The sequence below is a fragment of the Lentibacillus sediminis genome (assembly GCF_002763455.1).
Lineage (GTDB): Bacteria > Bacillota > Bacilli > Bacillales > Amphibacillaceae > Lentibacillus_D > Lentibacillus_D sediminis_A.
Window position 1 is genome coordinate 1 of the sequence record NZ_NIXK01000012.1, and the last position, 15888, is coordinate 15888.

The 15888-nt window shown below is 41.4% G+C and carries 20 protein-coding genes and 2 pseudogenes; 7 read left to right on the forward strand and 15 right to left on the reverse strand.

Annotated features, from left to right (window positions below; genetic code table 11):
• The 4 genes and pseudogenes from CEG13_RS16380 to CEG13_RS16395 form a co-directional block, all read right to left on the reverse strand.
• A partial coding sequence (locus CEG13_RS16380; protein WP_158234718.1) for a helix-turn-helix domain-containing protein occupies nucleotides 1-191 on the reverse strand: 191 nt, incomplete at its 3' end.
• Between the two features lie 11 nt (nucleotides 192-202).
• On the reverse strand, nucleotides 203-601 hold the full coding sequence (tnpA, locus tag CEG13_RS16385) for an IS200/IS605 family transposase (protein ID WP_100012974.1): 399 nt from the start codon (nucleotides 599-601) through the stop codon (nucleotides 203-205).
• Nucleotides 602-753: 152 nt separating this feature from the next.
• Nucleotides 754-978: pseudogene (locus CEG13_RS16390) on the reverse strand (DinB family protein); the annotation flags it as partial.
• Nucleotides 979-983: 5 nt separating this feature from the next.
• Complete coding sequence (locus CEG13_RS16395; protein WP_100012976.1) at nucleotides 984-1562, reverse strand: histidine phosphatase family protein; 579 nt, start codon at nucleotides 1560-1562, stop codon at nucleotides 984-986.
• A gap of 220 nt (nucleotides 1563-1782) precedes the next feature.
• Here CEG13_RS16395 and CEG13_RS16400 point away from each other — a divergent pair.
• The 5 genes and pseudogenes from CEG13_RS16400 to CEG13_RS16420 all read left to right on the forward strand — a co-directional run.
• Nucleotides 1783-2316 (forward strand): annotated as a pseudogene (locus CEG13_RS16400) (DJ-1/PfpI family protein); the annotation flags it as partial.
• Nucleotides 2317-2788: 472 nt separating this feature from the next.
• Entirely contained in the window at nucleotides 2789-3136 is a 348-nt protein-coding gene (locus tag CEG13_RS16410) for an NIPSNAP family protein (RefSeq protein WP_100012979.1), read from the forward strand.
• A gap of 139 nt (nucleotides 3137-3275) precedes the next feature.
• Complete coding sequence (locus CEG13_RS16415) at nucleotides 3276-3971, forward strand: hypothetical protein (RefSeq protein ID WP_143469689.1); 696 nt, start codon at nucleotides 3276-3278, stop codon at nucleotides 3969-3971.
• A 93-nt stretch (nucleotides 3972-4064) separates the two neighbouring features.
• Entirely contained in the window at nucleotides 4065-4211 is a 147-nt protein-coding gene (locus CEG13_RS18940) for a hypothetical protein (protein ID WP_192869560.1), read from the forward strand.
• Between the two features lie 76 nt (nucleotides 4212-4287).
• Complete coding sequence (locus tag CEG13_RS16420) at nucleotides 4288-5181, forward strand: fructose bisphosphate aldolase (RefSeq protein WP_100012981.1); 894 nt, start codon at nucleotides 4288-4290, stop codon at nucleotides 5179-5181.
• A gap of 257 nt (nucleotides 5182-5438) precedes the next feature.
• On the opposite strand, the gene CEG13_RS16425 is transcribed toward CEG13_RS16420, so the two are convergent.
• The gene (locus tag CEG13_RS16425; RefSeq protein WP_100012982.1) at nucleotides 5439-6860 is read right to left on the reverse strand and encodes a vWA domain-containing protein; all 1422 of its coding nucleotides are present in this window, start codon (nucleotides 6858-6860) and stop codon (nucleotides 5439-5441) included.
• 302 nt (nucleotides 6861-7162) lie between these two features.
• Between CEG13_RS16425 and CEG13_RS16430 the strand changes: the two genes are divergently transcribed.
• Entirely contained in the window at nucleotides 7163-7501 is a 339-nt protein-coding gene (locus CEG13_RS16430; protein ID WP_100012983.1) for a hypothetical protein, read from the forward strand.
• 8 nt (nucleotides 7502-7509) lie between these two features.
• A complete protein-coding gene (locus tag CEG13_RS19410; RefSeq protein ID WP_100012984.1) occupies nucleotides 7510-7635 on the forward strand; it encodes a carboxymuconolactone decarboxylase family protein in 126 nt (41 codons plus the stop codon).
• Nucleotides 7636-7890: 255 nt separating this feature from the next.
• On the opposite strand, the gene CEG13_RS16440 is transcribed toward CEG13_RS19410, so the two are convergent.
• From CEG13_RS16440 to CEG13_RS16485, 10 genes are all read right to left on the reverse strand, one after another.
• Nucleotides 7891-8652: a DUF817 domain-containing protein gene (locus tag CEG13_RS16440; protein ID WP_100012985.1), complete on the reverse strand. Its 762-nt coding sequence runs from the start codon at nucleotides 8650-8652 to the stop codon at nucleotides 7891-7893.
• Between the two features lie 18 nt (nucleotides 8653-8670).
• Nucleotides 8671-9369, reverse strand: coding sequence for a polyprenyl diphosphate synthase (gene uppS / locus CEG13_RS16445; RefSeq protein ID WP_100012986.1), 699 nt, complete (start codon nucleotides 9367-9369; stop codon nucleotides 8671-8673).
• A gap of 15 nt (nucleotides 9370-9384) precedes the next feature.
• Nucleotides 9385-9609, reverse strand: coding sequence for a helix-turn-helix domain-containing protein (locus CEG13_RS16450; protein WP_100012987.1), 225 nt, complete (start codon nucleotides 9607-9609; stop codon nucleotides 9385-9387).
• Between the two features lie 10 nt (nucleotides 9610-9619).
• On the reverse strand, nucleotides 9620-10111 hold the full coding sequence (locus tag CEG13_RS16455; protein ID WP_100012988.1) for a DUF2975 domain-containing protein: 492 nt from the start codon (nucleotides 10109-10111) through the stop codon (nucleotides 9620-9622).
• Nucleotides 10112-10290: 179 nt separating this feature from the next.
• Nucleotides 10291-11055 carry an SDR family NAD(P)-dependent oxidoreductase gene (locus CEG13_RS16460; protein ID WP_100012989.1) on the reverse strand — a complete coding sequence of 255 codons (765 nt, stop codon included), beginning with the start codon at nucleotides 11053-11055 and terminating at the stop codon, nucleotides 10291-10293.
• Between the two features lie 131 nt (nucleotides 11056-11186).
• Entirely contained in the window at nucleotides 11187-11975 is a 789-nt protein-coding gene (locus CEG13_RS16465) for an MBL fold metallo-hydrolase (protein ID WP_100012990.1), read from the reverse strand.
• Between the two features lie 115 nt (nucleotides 11976-12090).
• Nucleotides 12091-12849 (reverse strand): ABC transporter permease, encoded by a 759-nt coding sequence (locus tag CEG13_RS16470; RefSeq protein ID WP_100012991.1) that lies wholly within the window; start codon nucleotides 12847-12849, stop codon nucleotides 12091-12093.
• On the reverse strand, nucleotides 12842-13768 hold the full coding sequence (locus CEG13_RS16475) for an ABC transporter ATP-binding protein (RefSeq protein WP_192869561.1): 927 nt from the start codon (nucleotides 13766-13768) through the stop codon (nucleotides 12842-12844). The genes CEG13_RS16470 and CEG13_RS16475 overlap by 8 nt, the downstream gene beginning before the upstream one ends.
• Before the next feature lie 84 nt (nucleotides 13769-13852).
• A complete protein-coding gene (locus CEG13_RS16480; protein ID WP_100012993.1) occupies nucleotides 13853-14536 on the reverse strand; it encodes a response regulator transcription factor in 684 nt (227 codons plus the stop codon).
• Nucleotides 14533-15447 (reverse strand): sensor histidine kinase, encoded by a 915-nt coding sequence (locus CEG13_RS16485; RefSeq protein WP_100012994.1) that lies wholly within the window; start codon nucleotides 15445-15447, stop codon nucleotides 14533-14535. Before CEG13_RS16485 ends, CEG13_RS16480 begins: the two co-directional genes overlap by 4 nt.
• Nucleotides 15448-15888 lie beyond the last annotated feature (441 nt).

Consider the following 15888-nt stretch of genomic DNA (forward strand, 5'->3'; position numbering starts at 1 on the left):
TTAGCAGGAGTAGGGTTCTTCACTTTTTTTAAGGCAGCTTTATCATCTTTCCATAACTCATAAGTCCCTTTTCGTTCAGCTAACATATTGTTGTAGACGAAACGAACACATCCGAAAGTCTTGCGTATAATCAAAGCCTGTTCATCTGTTGGATATAATCTGAACTTGTACGCTTTATTTTGTTTAGTCATATCAAATCACCTCACTTTATCCCTTGATTTTCAATATATTTTTTCACCACTTCAATAGGGGAACCACCAGTCGTCAACAAACAAAAACTTCTTGACCAAAACATTTCTTTCCATAGCTTTTTACGAACATGAGGAAAATTCTTCTTGATAAGCCTTGAACTGGCACTTTTATAGGTGTTGATGAATTTCGATAATTCACTGTTGGGTTGTGCTTTGAACAAGATATGAATATGATCCATATCATGATTCCATTCGACTAATGTGATATTATATTTTTCACTCAATGACACAAATTTATCTTTAGCATAATGTGAAATGGTATCATCTATTACTTTCCTTCGATACTTCACGACTAACACAAGATGGTAATACATCGAGAATACTGAATGATTATTGCTGTCTAATTTCATTGTTATATCAACCCTTATGTTTATAAGACTGATTATACCATGATGAACAAAAAGGCAAAAGAAAAAGCCTTTGGGCTGTCCTCCAACCGAAATTCATCTCCCCCTTACCGTTGGGTTGCGCCCTTCACACGCTTGAAGAGGGAGACTTCTTTCGGAAGTACGTTAAAATTGGACTGTTCATATCTGAATTGCCATATCTCATTCCAATAAATAAGGTGATGCACAATCTCTGCGATACTATGACTTTCCCCATCAGGCTTCCAAAATGCTTCTTTTTCGGAAATCCCCTCAACCGCTTCCTGAAAAGTGACATACCAGCTGCAATCATTTGCATTTGCTGACAATTGATTTAGCAATACAGTTTTTGCATGTGTCACTTCTATCACCCTCTCCCTGACCCTGACCCTTTTTTCTGCTTGCCGCGGCTCCACACTCTTTCAAAGGCTACATTATCTCTGTCATTTGTTAAAAGAAACACATCTGGATTGCTAAGCTTTTTCCACTCACCAAACCCGAACTCCTCGTTTATATGTTTTAAGAGCAATGACATCAAATTCCCATGTGTCACAATAATTGTATTTTCAGCCTCACTTTCCCAAACACCCTGCAACACTTCCCCTATTCGCTTCATTGCTTCCCTGCTGGACTCTCCACCTGCATATCTCAAATCCATGTCATCAAACGTTGCTCGCAATTTGGGTAACCAGTCAGATAAATTTTCTGTACTGAGAACGCGTTCTGTTAATTGCTGATTCATTTCTACAGTAAGGTTCAATTGCTCTGCCAACGGCTTGATGGATTGAAACGCACGTTCAAATGGACTTGATAATATACGGTCAATCTTCATGCCAGAAAAATGATTAGCCAGCTCCAGCGCTTGTTTTCGTCCTTCTTCTGTCAGCAGCGCCTCGCCTGACTGACCTTGTGCCTCGCAATGTCTTATAATATAAACCTTTTTCATGAGATCACCCCATGCACGTTTTTACAGCTCTAATAAAAAGAGAATAACACAAATATCTAAATGTTTACAGTTATTTAAAATTTATTTATGATAAGAGTGATGCAGATTTCATCATGAAAGGGACATAAGGATGAAAAAGAGGCAAGTGGGAATTTAACTTTATGATTATGTAGATGTTTTAGATTTCACAGGACCAGCTGAAGTCCTATCATTAACTGCCAACAATAAAGCTGAGCAAACCATTATCCTTTACAAGAAGCATTTATTGCCCACGAAACCTTTCGAAGTGGTTACTATATCGGAAACAGGGGTGCAAATAAAAACTCATTCAGGGATAAAAGTAGAACCCGATTTTAGTATTGATGATGTTCCTGAGATGGATATTCTAATAATTCCAGGTGGGCCATTAAGAGCAGTTCAATCCGTGGCTAAAAACCAAAAGATAATAGACTGGATTAATAAAAACAAAAATATTGAGTACGTATGTTCAGTTTGTACCGGTGCATATATATTAGGTGCAACTGGTTTGTTAGATGGAAAGAAAGCAACAACCCACCATTTAGCATTGAAAGTGCTGCAAGAAAAATATCCCAGCATTCGAGTAGTATCAGACAGCAAAGTTGTACATGACAGTAATCTCATAACTTCCGGAGGGGTTTCTTCAGGAATTAACATGGCGCTATATCTTGTGGAGCAAATTATGGGGAAAACTATCGCTGAAAGAACAGCTAAAACTATTGAATTTATCCAATGAAAATGACTCTGATTCCAAAACTCGGCTGAGGGTTGCTTTACATTGCATACTTCTCCACCATATAAAAGACTGCTCACAGCCAGCTTGCTTGTTCTGGCATTTTACCTAACTATTGGCGGACTAACCCCCCAAGAAGAGGTTACCATTGACGCAGCAGACTTGCCCGATCATTATTTGACCAAAGAGGGCTACGTTGTTTTCAGAGGAATCGGTTTTATATGGATAGCGGATGAACCAATAAATATGGTGGAAAGGTTAACGGGTTATTTCACTTTGGACGATTACGTTATCGTTTCCCAGAACACTCAAGCTAAGGACCAAAATATATTTCGAGGGCTCAGGATAAACCAGAAAGTGCGTGTTTATGGTGACTTTATAAGGGAATCTAATCCACCCAGAATCTATACTAATTATATTGAGAGATTGGACAGCAATTAGGGGTACATGTCCGATATACATAGGAGGGGAAATTTTGTTCCATAGAAGAAAAAGCTACCTCATCAAAAGCGAATTTGCGGAAACACTGAACGAACACTTTAACAAAACCAATCTGCCGAACCAGGTAAAACACGGTTCCCGACTGATAGGGCGATGGATGAAGGATAACAAAGATGGCACCACCGAAATTTTTGCAATCTGGGAATATGACAGCTATGAGGATTACTTGGATATTGAATCAGCTATCAGAAACGACTCGGCCCATGTTGCACGTGTAAAAACGTGGTATGACCAGCATGGGGGAAGAGAATTTGTTTTAAAGGAATATATGCTGGAAGTGAAAAATGAAGTGATTGAATCAACTATAGAGCGAGGCAAATAACAAATTGACACTTTAGCCTTAAATCTCGCCGCTTTAATCATCCATATGCATCATGCCACTCCTACAGTTATCTTCGTTTGATATGGTTTGCCCCGGTATAAATTCCAGGGTCTTTCCTGACAATAAGAAGAAATACAAGATGAAGAGAGTGAAATCGATGGAACAAGAAGAAAAATTAAAAACAGCAGCAACTGCCATGGGAAGTGATCTCAAGGTACAAACCTTTGGCGGCGCTGAGAAAACAACCGAATCAGTCCTTGATATGAAATTGGTTGAAAGTATCATCAATGATTGGAACGCGATGGCCAAAAAGATGGCCAACCAGACCGTTAAACAATACGGTTCGCCAAACGAAGCAACGGAAAGCAGGTTAATCTGGTATAACAACGGACCCTGGAAACGGACAATTATTTATCGTGATGAAATTCCGCACGATTTTCCCCAGCCACATACGGATGTGATCGAAAACTATATAAACTATTCCGTGCCACCTGAAAAGTTTAGCGAACTTGCCAAATTTGATGGCAGTGTGATCGTGGAAAGAACACGAGGGGAAGTGTCTTCCAGATGTGATATGGAAGCTGCTAATATCCTCGCCCTCAACTTGATGAATGATATCGTAAAAGATGAATTGAGCGCTGAAGAAGCCCGAGACAAGTATTGTGAAATAACCTCTGCTTTTATGATAAATAAACCGTCTCCTTATGCAGAAAATCTCCAATTCGATGTGTCAAAAGAGGCAAATTATGATACAGATGTTGTGATGATTGCCGATGAGATGGCGAAGCAAGGGATGGAAAAAGTGAAAGATATGACGAAGAACAATGAGGGTTAAGTTGTCACCCATCCATTGGCCGAATATTTGCCAGTTTGGCTGGCTTTCGGTATATTTAAACCAACAAACTCTATTGCAGGTGGTGGGAGTTCGTTGGAGAAAATTATTAGTGATCAACAAGAAGGAAAAGAATGGCTGCTTATTATGGTTGCTGTTTTGTCGCTCGCCACTTTCAAGAAAATCAAAAGGTTAGAGCTGTATAAAGAAAAGCTGCAGCGGAATTTTAAGTATTTTGAGTGAATGTTTATTTGACCTCCAGCCATGCATAAAGTGTTACAATAGAACATGATAGAACGTGTGAAAAGGAGTGGAATAGATGCAGGAAAAACACCTGGAAAAGATCAAGAATGGAAAAGGATTCATCGCAGCATTGGACCAGAGCGGTGGCAGTACGCCAAAGGCCTTAGCAGCTTACGGTGTATCGGAAAATGATTTTGCAAACGAAGAGGAAATGTTCGACCTGGTACATCAAATGCGGACGCGAATCATCACCTCCCCTGCTTTTGATTCAGAGCATATTCTCGGGGCCATTTTATTTGAACAAACCATGGACCGGGAAATCGAAGGCAAATACACGGCTGATTATTTGGCTGAAGAAAAAGGCATCGTACCATTTTTAAAAGTCGACAAAGGTTTGGCTGACGTTGCCAATGGCGTACAGAAGATGAAACCAATTAATGACTTGGAAGAAACATTGAACCGAGCGAACGAGCGCCACATCTTTGGCACAAAAATGCGCTCCGTCATTAAAGAGGCGAACGCACAAGGCATTGAAGAAGTAGCTGACCAGCAATTTCAGATTGGAAAGCAAATTCTCGCAGCAGGGCTTGTCCCAATTATCGAGCCGGAAGTTGATATCCACTCGAGTGATAAAGAACAATCCGAAGAAATATTAAAAGATGAGCTATTGAAGCAGTTGAGTCAGCTAAATGAAGATCAGAATGTGATGCTCAAATTATCCATTCCAACTGCGGCAAATGCTTATAAAGAATTAATCGATCACCCGCGTGTGCTGCGTGTTGTTGCACTTTCCGGCGGTTATTCCCGCGAAGAAGCAAATGAGAAATTAAAAGAAAATGATGGCTTGATCGCCAGCTTCTCTAGGGCATTAAGTGCAGACTTACATGTCGATCAGTCGGACGAAGAATTCAACGCAGCATTGAAAGAGGCGGTTGATTCTATTTATGATGCGTCGGTGAATAAGAATTAGTGTGAAAAGAGACTGGGCATAGCTCTTTTTAATGAATAAACCGCATGGAATCTAATTTAAGATTTCATGCGGTTTATTTTCGAGTTAAACATGCCTTAGCTCCGGCAAAATTAATGTGTTGAATATTTTGCCCAATAGTTTTATTTTAGAATTATAAATAAAGAATAGCAGTGGATGCTTCGGGCTACACCTAAAGGAACTGGATATGTCCAGTCCCCTTTTATTTATTTTTGCATTTGCTATACTCATGGATAACCCTAATCCGGCGCATTCTGATCATATTTTTCCTGAATTTCATTAGTAGCATCTTCAAAATCTTTATCCTTTACTTCTGCTAAATCATCCCATGCTTGGTTTTTGAGTTCTATGAGCATATCCACGCGTGCATCCCGCCGATCATATAATTTCATCTTGAAATCCAGGCTAATGGCCTCCCTCTCATAGTCCAAATAATCAAATACCTTTTTAAAATTATGATTTTCCATTCGATAGCGATCGGTCCATTCTCCACGAAAATCACGCATCATCTGGGCTCTGTCCACATTTTCCATTCTTGCATCACCCATTGCATTGGCCCGCCACAATCGCCATTCGCCGGCAAGCTCTGCAGCCCGCTGAAATTCATCCTGCAGCTGTTCCTGGTTATCGACATCCGCATAGGTCCCGTCTGCTGCCTCTGCAACTTCTTCCAGCTGCTTTTGCCCTTCGTTGTCTACACCAAAACCAATCACGTTGACAATAGGAGTAATATTGGATGCAGCAAGATCCTCTGCCTCCTGAACCGGATCCCCGTCACAGGTCTCTACGCCATCGCTGACTATATAAATGAGATTGGTGTTGTTTTCCCCATCATATTCGGAAAGATCCGACTTGGCTAGAGAAATTGCCTCAGCGAGCGGTGTCCAGCCTGTCGGACTAAACTTCTCCATCGCCTCAGCCAGTCCTTCTTCATCATAAGGTGCCATGCCATACACAAGTTCATTGCTCGCACAGGAAATTTCTTTATCTTCACTGGCATTGCTTCCTTCAAATCCATATACTCGAAGTCCGACATTTGCTTCCTCCGGCAAACTTTCCCCGAATTCTGCAATTGCTTCCTTGGCCAGTTCCATCCTGGTCTGATCCCCTTGGTAATTCGCCATGCTTCCACTGGAGTCCAAGATAATTTCGACATTGTAATTTTCTTTGAACTGGATTTCCTCCCCATTTATTTCTGGGCCTCCAACATCATATGTACCCCACTGGTCAACAACATCCTGAGGGTCTGGAAATTCCTCTGCAAACAGCGACAAAAGCTTTTGCCAATATGCATCTGCCTCTTCCTCACTGAATTCCTCCCCCGAAACCGGAAACTGATCCAGCACTTCTTCAATTTTCTGCTGCTGATCTTCATACTCTTTCCCGGAAAATTGGCCGCTTGGATAAGCTAACAGTTCTTCCATATTTTCAGGCGGTTCTGGAAGATCTGCAAAAAATTCATCTGCCGCCTCGCCCTGCGTTTCATTTGTATTCGCTTCTTCTGGTTTTTCCGCTTCCGGTTCGTCTGTTTGTTCTGCTTCCGCTGTCTCTTCCGACTCGGCTGGCTGCGTTTCTGTTCCATCATCTTGCCCTGAGGACGTAGAGCAACCTCCAAGTAGAAAGATACATAAAATGAAAGCAGCATAGCCCTTTTTCCACATATAGCTCTTCCACCCCTTCACCTAAGCTATTCTATAATCGTTTGGGCAATTATACCATATGGAATCTATTTCTTAATAGTGGATTTGATCCTTCCTCCTTCATCTCTACTGAACTAACAAAAACCAAAAGCTACGATATGTACTTTCAAGATTGTTCCTATTCAAACTGCCATTTTTCATAAAAAAAAGACAATCACTAAACAAATGAAAAAAATGACCGATAAGCAGGAGAGTATTACTACCCAAAAATGGACAGAAGCTTATTCCATCTATCAGTCTCACTAAAAAGAGGAGCTGAAACAATGTCTTCATCACTAAACGTTTTCAACAGTCAACAACTGAACTTTATTAATGGACGACGCCTGACATCAAATCAAGTTTTAACTCAACAGCCTATTAACACAGAAAGCCTGCAACTGGATAAACTGACCTTTTCCGATGTGGTAGGGAACCTTGAAACCACAAACCAAAAGCTGAAAATTAGTGTTGTGGAAGAAAAACCAGACGAACCTTCTCTTTACGACCAATATTTTTCTTCGTTTATTGACAATATGGAGGGGACAAAAGAGGAGAAGAAACAGTTGCAAGGATACATTAAAGAAGCCATAGCCCGGGACTTAAAGGGTTTGCGGAGTTATTAAGGTTAAAGGTGTCCCAAATTAATGGCTGTCCCTATTGCATAAATTTACATTCGAAAAAAGCAATCAAATTCGGGGAGGAAGCGAGAATATCCGCATTAAAAAACTGGAAAGAGGAAGATGTTTTTTTCCGATAAAGAACGTGTTTGCTTAGAATTAGCAGAAAGAATAACCCTAATAGCGCAAAATGAAATCAGTGATGATCTTTATCACATGGTGTCAAAGTACTTTTCGGACAAAGAATATATAGAGATTGTCATGATGATAAACACAGTCAATCTCTGGAACAGAATTGCCATCACTTTTGGCAAAAAATGATTCGCTGCCTCGGGCTGTCCAATGCTGATGGCCCGAAAATCCTCCATATTTAATGCGATGCGAGTAAAAAACTCCTAATCCTCCCCCTTAACCCGCTTCAACGTCGCTACAATCAGAAAGCTAACAATTACCAGCAAAAGCCATGAACTCACCTTCCCCACATGCACGAGGCTCCATGCATCGGTTTGGTTAGGATATTCCCATGCACCAAAGTAAGTCGCGATATTTTCTGCTATCCAGATGAAAAATCCAATTAGCACAAAGGAGAGAGCGAGCGGCATACGGTAACGGATTCCGCCAACCTCGTATATGACCCATGATTGCCAAAAGACGACGATGACAAGTCCGGCTAACCACCAGCGAACGTCCACCCAATAATGGTGGGTGAAAAAATTTAAGTAAATTGCGGCAGCAAGAGGGACAACAACCAAAAAAGGCGGCCAATGAACCAATCCCACATTCAGTCGCCTCCACGCCTGGCAGAGATAACTCGCTACACTTGCGTACATGAATCCGCTATATAATGGCACACCAAAAATTTTTGAATAGCCTTCCTCCGGGTACGACCAGGAGCCCATATGTACCTTGAAAATTTCCAGCGCGAGGCCAATCAGGTGAAATAAGGTGATTACCTTTAGCTCATCCAGTGTTTCCAGCCCTGAACGCAACATAAACCATTGCATCAGCAAGCAGATGATCAGCAACCAGTCATATCGCGGCAGGAAGGGTAGATCCACAACTTGTGTAAAAGCCAAAGAAGCAAAAATAACGACAGGAAACAAGCAAGATAGGGCCTGCTGCCAGCCAAAACGAACAAGTTGCTTTAGTGCTCTCATCACTCAGCCATCCTCCATTCATCCACTCAAATAACGCTTCCCCAATTGCTGGCCAATCGCTTTAGCAAACATCTCCCCCGTAAAATCAGGAAAATGAACATCCGAGAAATACAGTTCCGATTCAGCCGACTGCCAAAGCAGGAAATTACTTAGTCTCCGCTCCCCGCCCGTCCGAATAACCATGTCGGGGGACGGCAGATCTCCCGTGTACAAACACTGCTGCAGCTTTTTCTCTGTAATATCTTCCTCGCTGATCTTCCCATTCCTGACTTCCTCCATCAGCATTTTCGCGGCATGAACAATATCCCCTCTGCCGCCATAATTGAAGGCGAAATTGACGATCATGCCGGTATTATTCGCTGTCGAAGTAACCGCCTTTTCCAGCACTTCCCGGGTTTTACCGGGAACGGGCGTCAGGTTGCCGGAAATTCGGATCTGAATATTCCTTTTCATAAATTCCGGAAGCTTTTTATGAAAGAATCGTACCGGCAAATCCATCAGGTACTTCACCTCATCGTGGGGTCTGGACCAGTTTTCCGAGGAAAATGCATACAGCGTCAGCACGTTGATACCCAGCTCAATACTCGCATCAATAATCTCTTCCATTCGTTTTGAACCCGCATAATGGCCTTCACTTCGGCTTATCCCTCTTTTTTTGCCCCACCTGCCATTGCCATCCATGATAATCGCCACATGGGCAGGACTGCCTTTGCACATCTGACTTCACCCTCCTTATAGCTCTTGAGTATCCTCATCACTCCGGTATTCCAAAAGATCCCCAGGCTGACAATCCAACGCCTTGCATATCCCCTCCAACGTTGATAACCGAACTGCCTTTGCTTTTCCATTTTTCAATATGGAAAGATTGGCCATGGTGATTCCTACCCGCTCGGAAAGCTCCGTTACGCTCATTTTCCGCTTTGCCAGCATCACATCTATATTTATGATAATCGCCATTGTTTTCACCTCAGACCGTTAGATCATTTTCTTCTTTTATATCAATAGCTTGTTGCAAGAGTCTTTGGAGAACAGAAGCAAAGACTGCAATAACGAATGAAGCACCGCTAATTACCATCCCAATTAATAGAAGACCCGGTGCGTCATCCCACTCCGCCACGATGGAAACCAATGGCAGTATGACAATATATAAGCCACTGAGTATTTTGGCGTAATTTTTTATTTTTTTCAGGGCTATAACAGAGGCTTGAGAAAAGGCTTGATTCTTCTCAATATAACTCAATAATTTTAACGTTTGATACAATGCCAAATAAAACGGTATCGCTGCTATATACATAACAATTAAAATACCAAGTACAATGTAGCCGAGCGCAGCGCCATTTGCTGCTTGCCCAACCGCTTCATTTACTATCTGTGGCAATACAAATAAACATAAGGCAAGTACAGGAATCCCAATAATGATAATAATTATTTTTAAAAATAACGTTGAAACTTGTTTCATAAAAAGCACCTCTATTCGGTTGTTTTCAGATTGATTATAGCAGGTTATTTATTGATTTACAATAAATAATTTATGTTTTTTATTATGTTTTTGTTGAATATCACACCAATAAAAAAAGCATGCCGGAGTGAATTTTACTCCAACATGCGTTTTAATCAGGTATTCAGCTTATAAATTTTTTAATCTGCCTGCATTCCACCGTCCACATTATACAGGGATCCGTTTACAAACGTTGCGTTGTCGGAAGCAAGGAACAGCACAACTTGTGCTACTTCTTTTGGCGTTCCAAAGCGGCCTGCAGGTATTCCCTGTCTGATGGCTTCTGCCGCTGCTTCCGGGTCATCAGGAGATGTGTTTTGCTGGATGGTCGACAGCATTTGTGTATCGATTGCCGCCGGCGCAACCGCATTTACGCGAACACCGCTTTCTGCCGCTTCCAGGGCAGCTGTTTTCGTCAGCCCGGCAACCGCGTGTTTAGATGCAATGTAGCCGGACATCCCTGCAGAACCGATATATGCCGCGTTGGACGCTGTGTTAATAATACTTCCTGAACCCTGTGACTCCATTTGCGGTATGACATGTTTTAGTCCAAGGAAGATACCGGTTACATTAATGCCCATCACACTTTCAAACTGATCTTTGGACAAGTCTTTAATTTTCTCGAAAGGACCGTTGACACCAGCGTTATTGAAGAATACGTCAATACGGCCATAGGCATCTAATGTCTGTTTCACATAGTTTTTCACGTCTTCCTCATCGGTCACGTTAGCTTGAACAACCATAATCTTATCCTGATCGCCTTTTAATGTTTCTTTCGTCTTCGTTAACGCTTCCTGGTTGATGTCAACAAGTACAACGGTGTCACCTTGATCTAGGAATTCCTGAGCGGTTTCCATCCCGATTCCGCCCGCACCACCTGTTATGAGTACAACTTTTTCTGCCACTAAAATTCCTCCTCTGGTTTTTGGAATCTAATATATCAACTAGTTGATACTTCTAATTTTAGAAGCAAATTTCAAACAGTTCAATTAATGTGCTCAAATTGGCCTGGTTTTATAGCAGTAATTAAGAAAAACTATTTTAGATCTGAAATAATAGAAGAGACAATATGCACCGAATCCCATTCTCCTTCAGACACAAACGTGATTGGGTACTTTTTCCGAAAAAGTTTCTCATCGATTTCCTCAATTCCAAGCCCTTCTTCATGCAGATTTTTCACTTCGCCATAAAGGTTTTCCAGGTACTCTAATTTCCGGCCGATCGCCACCTTTCCATCCTCTATGTAACCGGCATGACAGCAAAACATCGACCCAAAGTCATAGGTGAGCAGGCTTCGGAGGGAATCCAAACGCTCAGGGATAGATTCATTTCTCATGATTACCTTTGTCTTCGGGGAAACAAATAAATCACCTGAAAACATCGTCCCTGTTTCATCGTTAAAAAGACAATTATGGTCATTTGCGTGTCCAGGTGTGTAAATCACGTTCCATTCTTTATTTCTGGATGTAATCGTATCTTTCATCGGTAACACCTTAAATTCCTTTCGCAGCCCCCAGGTATCCTGGCGATATTTCGGGTATGGAACCGCCTGCGCACATACGTCGATTCCTTTTGGATGAACATAGATTGGCACATCCAGGTTATCCTGAATCCATGGAGCCGTACCACTGTGGTCTTCATGGCTGTGTGTTAAAGCTACCAGGTCAAAGGAAACGCTTCCGTAAAAAGACACCAAATCAGATTCATAGCGCTGCGGTCCCGTATCAACTAACATGCCATCAACTAAAAAGGCAAAAACCTTCCCCATTTCCGGAACAGTCATTTCCACACAGGTAACGCCATCTCTAACATATGCTTGAAACAAATTGACTCCCCTCCCCTTCTATTGCTTTTAACCTAACACAAAGTGAATGAATAGTCACTCATTTAATTTGCTCATAAAAATGACGCGATCCACTGTTGTGAATCACGCCCTATAACTACTTCAAATCCTCTTTCAACTTATACCTAACAGCAATAAAGGAAAATAACAGTATAAAAATTACCGCAACACCAGCAACGTGGATGACATCACCCATGTTATTCAAATCCTTTATGCTGGTAATCGTGTTCACCAGCAAGTAGGAAGACACATTTAAATCACTAATGAGAGATTCCACTGCACCCACTATCATCCCAGGTACATTTAACCCAAGGACCAGCCCAATTACTAAGCTGGCAATCAAGTTTTTCGTGATCATCGCGATACACAAGACCACAATGGAAAATGCCCAATGAAGTAAAAACTGGCCCACAAGCAATTTTATAAAAAAGCCCACATCTCCAATAGCTGTATTACCGAAGAAAATGCTTCTTCCGATAAGATCAGCAATAACCATCGTTGTTAACATAAGCAGCACGAACAGGCCCAGAATCAGGATTTTCGAAAGGACGGAATACATCCGCGCATTCTTCATGGAGATATAATTCTTGTAGAATCCGGTATTGTATTCGCTCATATAGAAATAAACACTGAATACAGCGACATACATCAGCACCCATGATGGCGTTTGCGACAATACTGATTGGATAAACTCACTGGCATTCATTGCACTAACTGGGATGCCACCTTGTTCAACGGGGTATTGACTCATCATGAAGATGCCAAAGATTTGAAAGGCAGCGTAGATGAACAACAATAAATACATAATTCTATTGTTTTTAAAGCGGTGAAGGTCCATTTTGAAGAGATTAATCATGAGAATCAACCTCGCTTCCCGTCCGCTTCAAAAAATATTGTTCCAAACTCTGCTTATGCTTCAGGATCGAATGAACAGAAATTCCGTTTTCAACTAAAACCTTTGTTATTTGATGGTTTTCAATATGTGTATCATAGACATACACGGTTCCATCGCTAATCACTTTGTAATTCTTTATATTCAGTTGCTCTTCCAGGATGGGGATGGCCATTCTTGCTTCGTCCACTTCTACTTCAATACGCTCTTCGCATTTAAGCTGCAACTCTTCTTTAGAATTAATCTCAATAACTTCTCCCTCATGAAGGATCGCGTACTTGGTCGCTACTTTTGACAGTTCCTCCAGAATATGGCTGGAAATAATGATGGTCATGCCGGTTTTATTCAGTTGCAAAATCAGCTTTCTGACCTCGGAAATGCCCTGCGGATCCAAACCGTTGATCGGTTCATCCAAAATCAAAACATCGGGGCTTCCCATCAGCGCAACAGCAATCCCAAGTCGTTGCTTCATCCCCATGGAATAGTTTTTCACCTTCGTCTTGTTTGATTCATCCAGTCCGACAAGCTTTAGCAGTTCGTTAATATGCTTTTTCCTGCCTTTTAGCCCATAGGAGATCGCTATCAAATCCAGATTTTCATAGGCGGAATAATGGGGAAGCAACCCCGCGTCCTCAATCAGCAAGCCCATTCGTTCAAAATAAGCATGATTATCACTAACTGCATGATTAAATAAATGGATTTCTCCTGATGACGGATACATTAATCCACCAATCATTTTCAGCAATGTGGACTTCCCTGCTCCATTTTGCCCAATCAAACCAAAAATTTCGCCTTTCGCTATTTTGAAATCCGCCTTATGCACTGCGGTCTTCGCTTTGAATTGTTTGGTCAGCTGATTCACTTCAATAATTGCTTGCGACATGTTCAACGCCCTCCTCTATAAAAAGGTTAGCAAAAAGAAGCTAACAAACCGCCAAGAAAAAGTTAAGAAAGTTCAAAGGAAAAATTATGTACTCAACCGGAAGCCAATTCCCCAGACCGTGTCAATGTAAGTCTCGCTGTCATGGTGCTTGATCTTATTGCGAATATTGCTGATGTGAACCGTGATGGTCTTGTCTTCTCCTATATACATCTCATCCCATGCAAGCTCATACAAATCCTGCTTTGTAAACACCCGTGTCGGATTTTTCAACAGGAGCTCAATAATTTTGTATTCCTGTTTGGTAAGATTTAACTCAGCATTATGGACGCGAACGCTCATTGCAGCTGTGTCCATCAGCAGATTTTTATGCCTGTACGGAGCACCGGATTCGGTTTTGGCATTTCTTTTTAACTGTGCATGGATTCTGGCAAGCAATTCCTCCACTTCAAACGGTTTTGTGACATAATCATCGGCTCCCAAATCGAACAAGTTTAATTTATGATCCAGTTTGTCCTTGGCCGACAAAACAATAACAGGTGTATCGTGCGTTAATTCCGTTCGTAATTCATGCATAAAGGCCTCCCCCGACAGACCAGGCAGCATGAGATCCAATATAATCAGCTCATAGACATGTTGAGCAACGTGCATTTTTCCCTCACTGCCGGAATACGCCTGCGTGCACAGAAAACCCTCTTTTCGCAGCACGTTGTATATAATGTTGTTGATATGCTCATCGTCCTCAATAATCAGTATACTGGGCTGCCTCATCTCACACTCTCCTTTTCCGTCTTGGTAAAGGCCACACTTATGATAAATTGGTTATCCTTCAACTCAGCATGGACATCCCCGTTCATTTTCTCCATCAGCGATTTAACGATAGAAAGTCCGAGTCCCGAAGAATGGTTCGTGCGTGATGTGTCTTCTTTGTAGAAACGGGTGAATATTTTACCAGGATCGATGGGTTCGCTCCGCTTTAGCAAATTGGTAAAGTGAAACAAAACTTCCTTTTCCTTTTCTTCATACCGGATAGTTAAAACGCCTTTTCCGTGCACAAAGTAGTTTCTTAGAATATTTTCGCATACCCTTTCCAGCGCACTTTCATTTCCCGTGATATAAATCGGTGATTCAGGGAGGATGAAATCCGGTTCATCGCCGCTTTGTGAAAACTCGTCGATAAAGGAGAATAGATGCCTTTTCAGCACGTTACTAATATCGATCGGTTCCAGTTCCAAAGTATAATCCGGGTTTTGTAGTTTCGTATACAGAAACAGCTCGTCGACAAGCGTTGTAATCTGTTTTATTCTGGTCTGGGCCATCGTGACATATTGCGTCTTTTCTGTAACGTCTTCGGAGCGTTCGGCCAGCTGAAGATAGCCGTCAAGTGATGTAATCGGGGTTCGGATATCATGGGACAGGCTAACGATCGTCGCATTGATTTCCTCACTTTTCTTTATAAATTCCTGGTTCAGTTCTCTTTGATTGCGGAGTATCGTGTTACACAAATTGATTAATTGATAGATTTCCTTAGGCTTGATTTGGGTTTGGATAAATTTGAAGGAATTATGTTTTGAAATGAAGGCCAATTGATTGCCGATATCCTTTATCTGGTTCTTGTAGTACAGTATGTAAACGGTTTGGATTATTAAAGCAATGGATAACAGAATTAGGGCGATAAGCATTTGATCAGTTCCTTTCTGTCTTGCATGATATCTTTGGCGGCAATCTTTTAATCTACTTATATTAGTTGTGTGCCTGTTTCGTTTTACGGCTTCTAAAGGTGATAACAAAATCTGTCGTTCAAACGCGTGGAATTCTGGGTTGTAGTTTCTGTGGAGTGAGTTAGATTTGTCTTTTAGGCATCAAGAAATCAGAACTGAAATCTCATCAAGGTCTTTATCGACTGCGGCAAAATTGTACATTATAAGTTGCTAATAATTTTCTCTTTAGTCTTTGGTGAGCCGAATCAAGTGATAAACTTTTTCAACCATTTAAACGATGCTCTTCCGCAAGAAGCAACTTTTCCATTAAATCAATTAATACCTTTTCTCCAGAAGCATCATTTCTCAAAGTGATAGACGGCTCTTTATTCACAATAAATTCCTCCAATTTTCCATTTTATT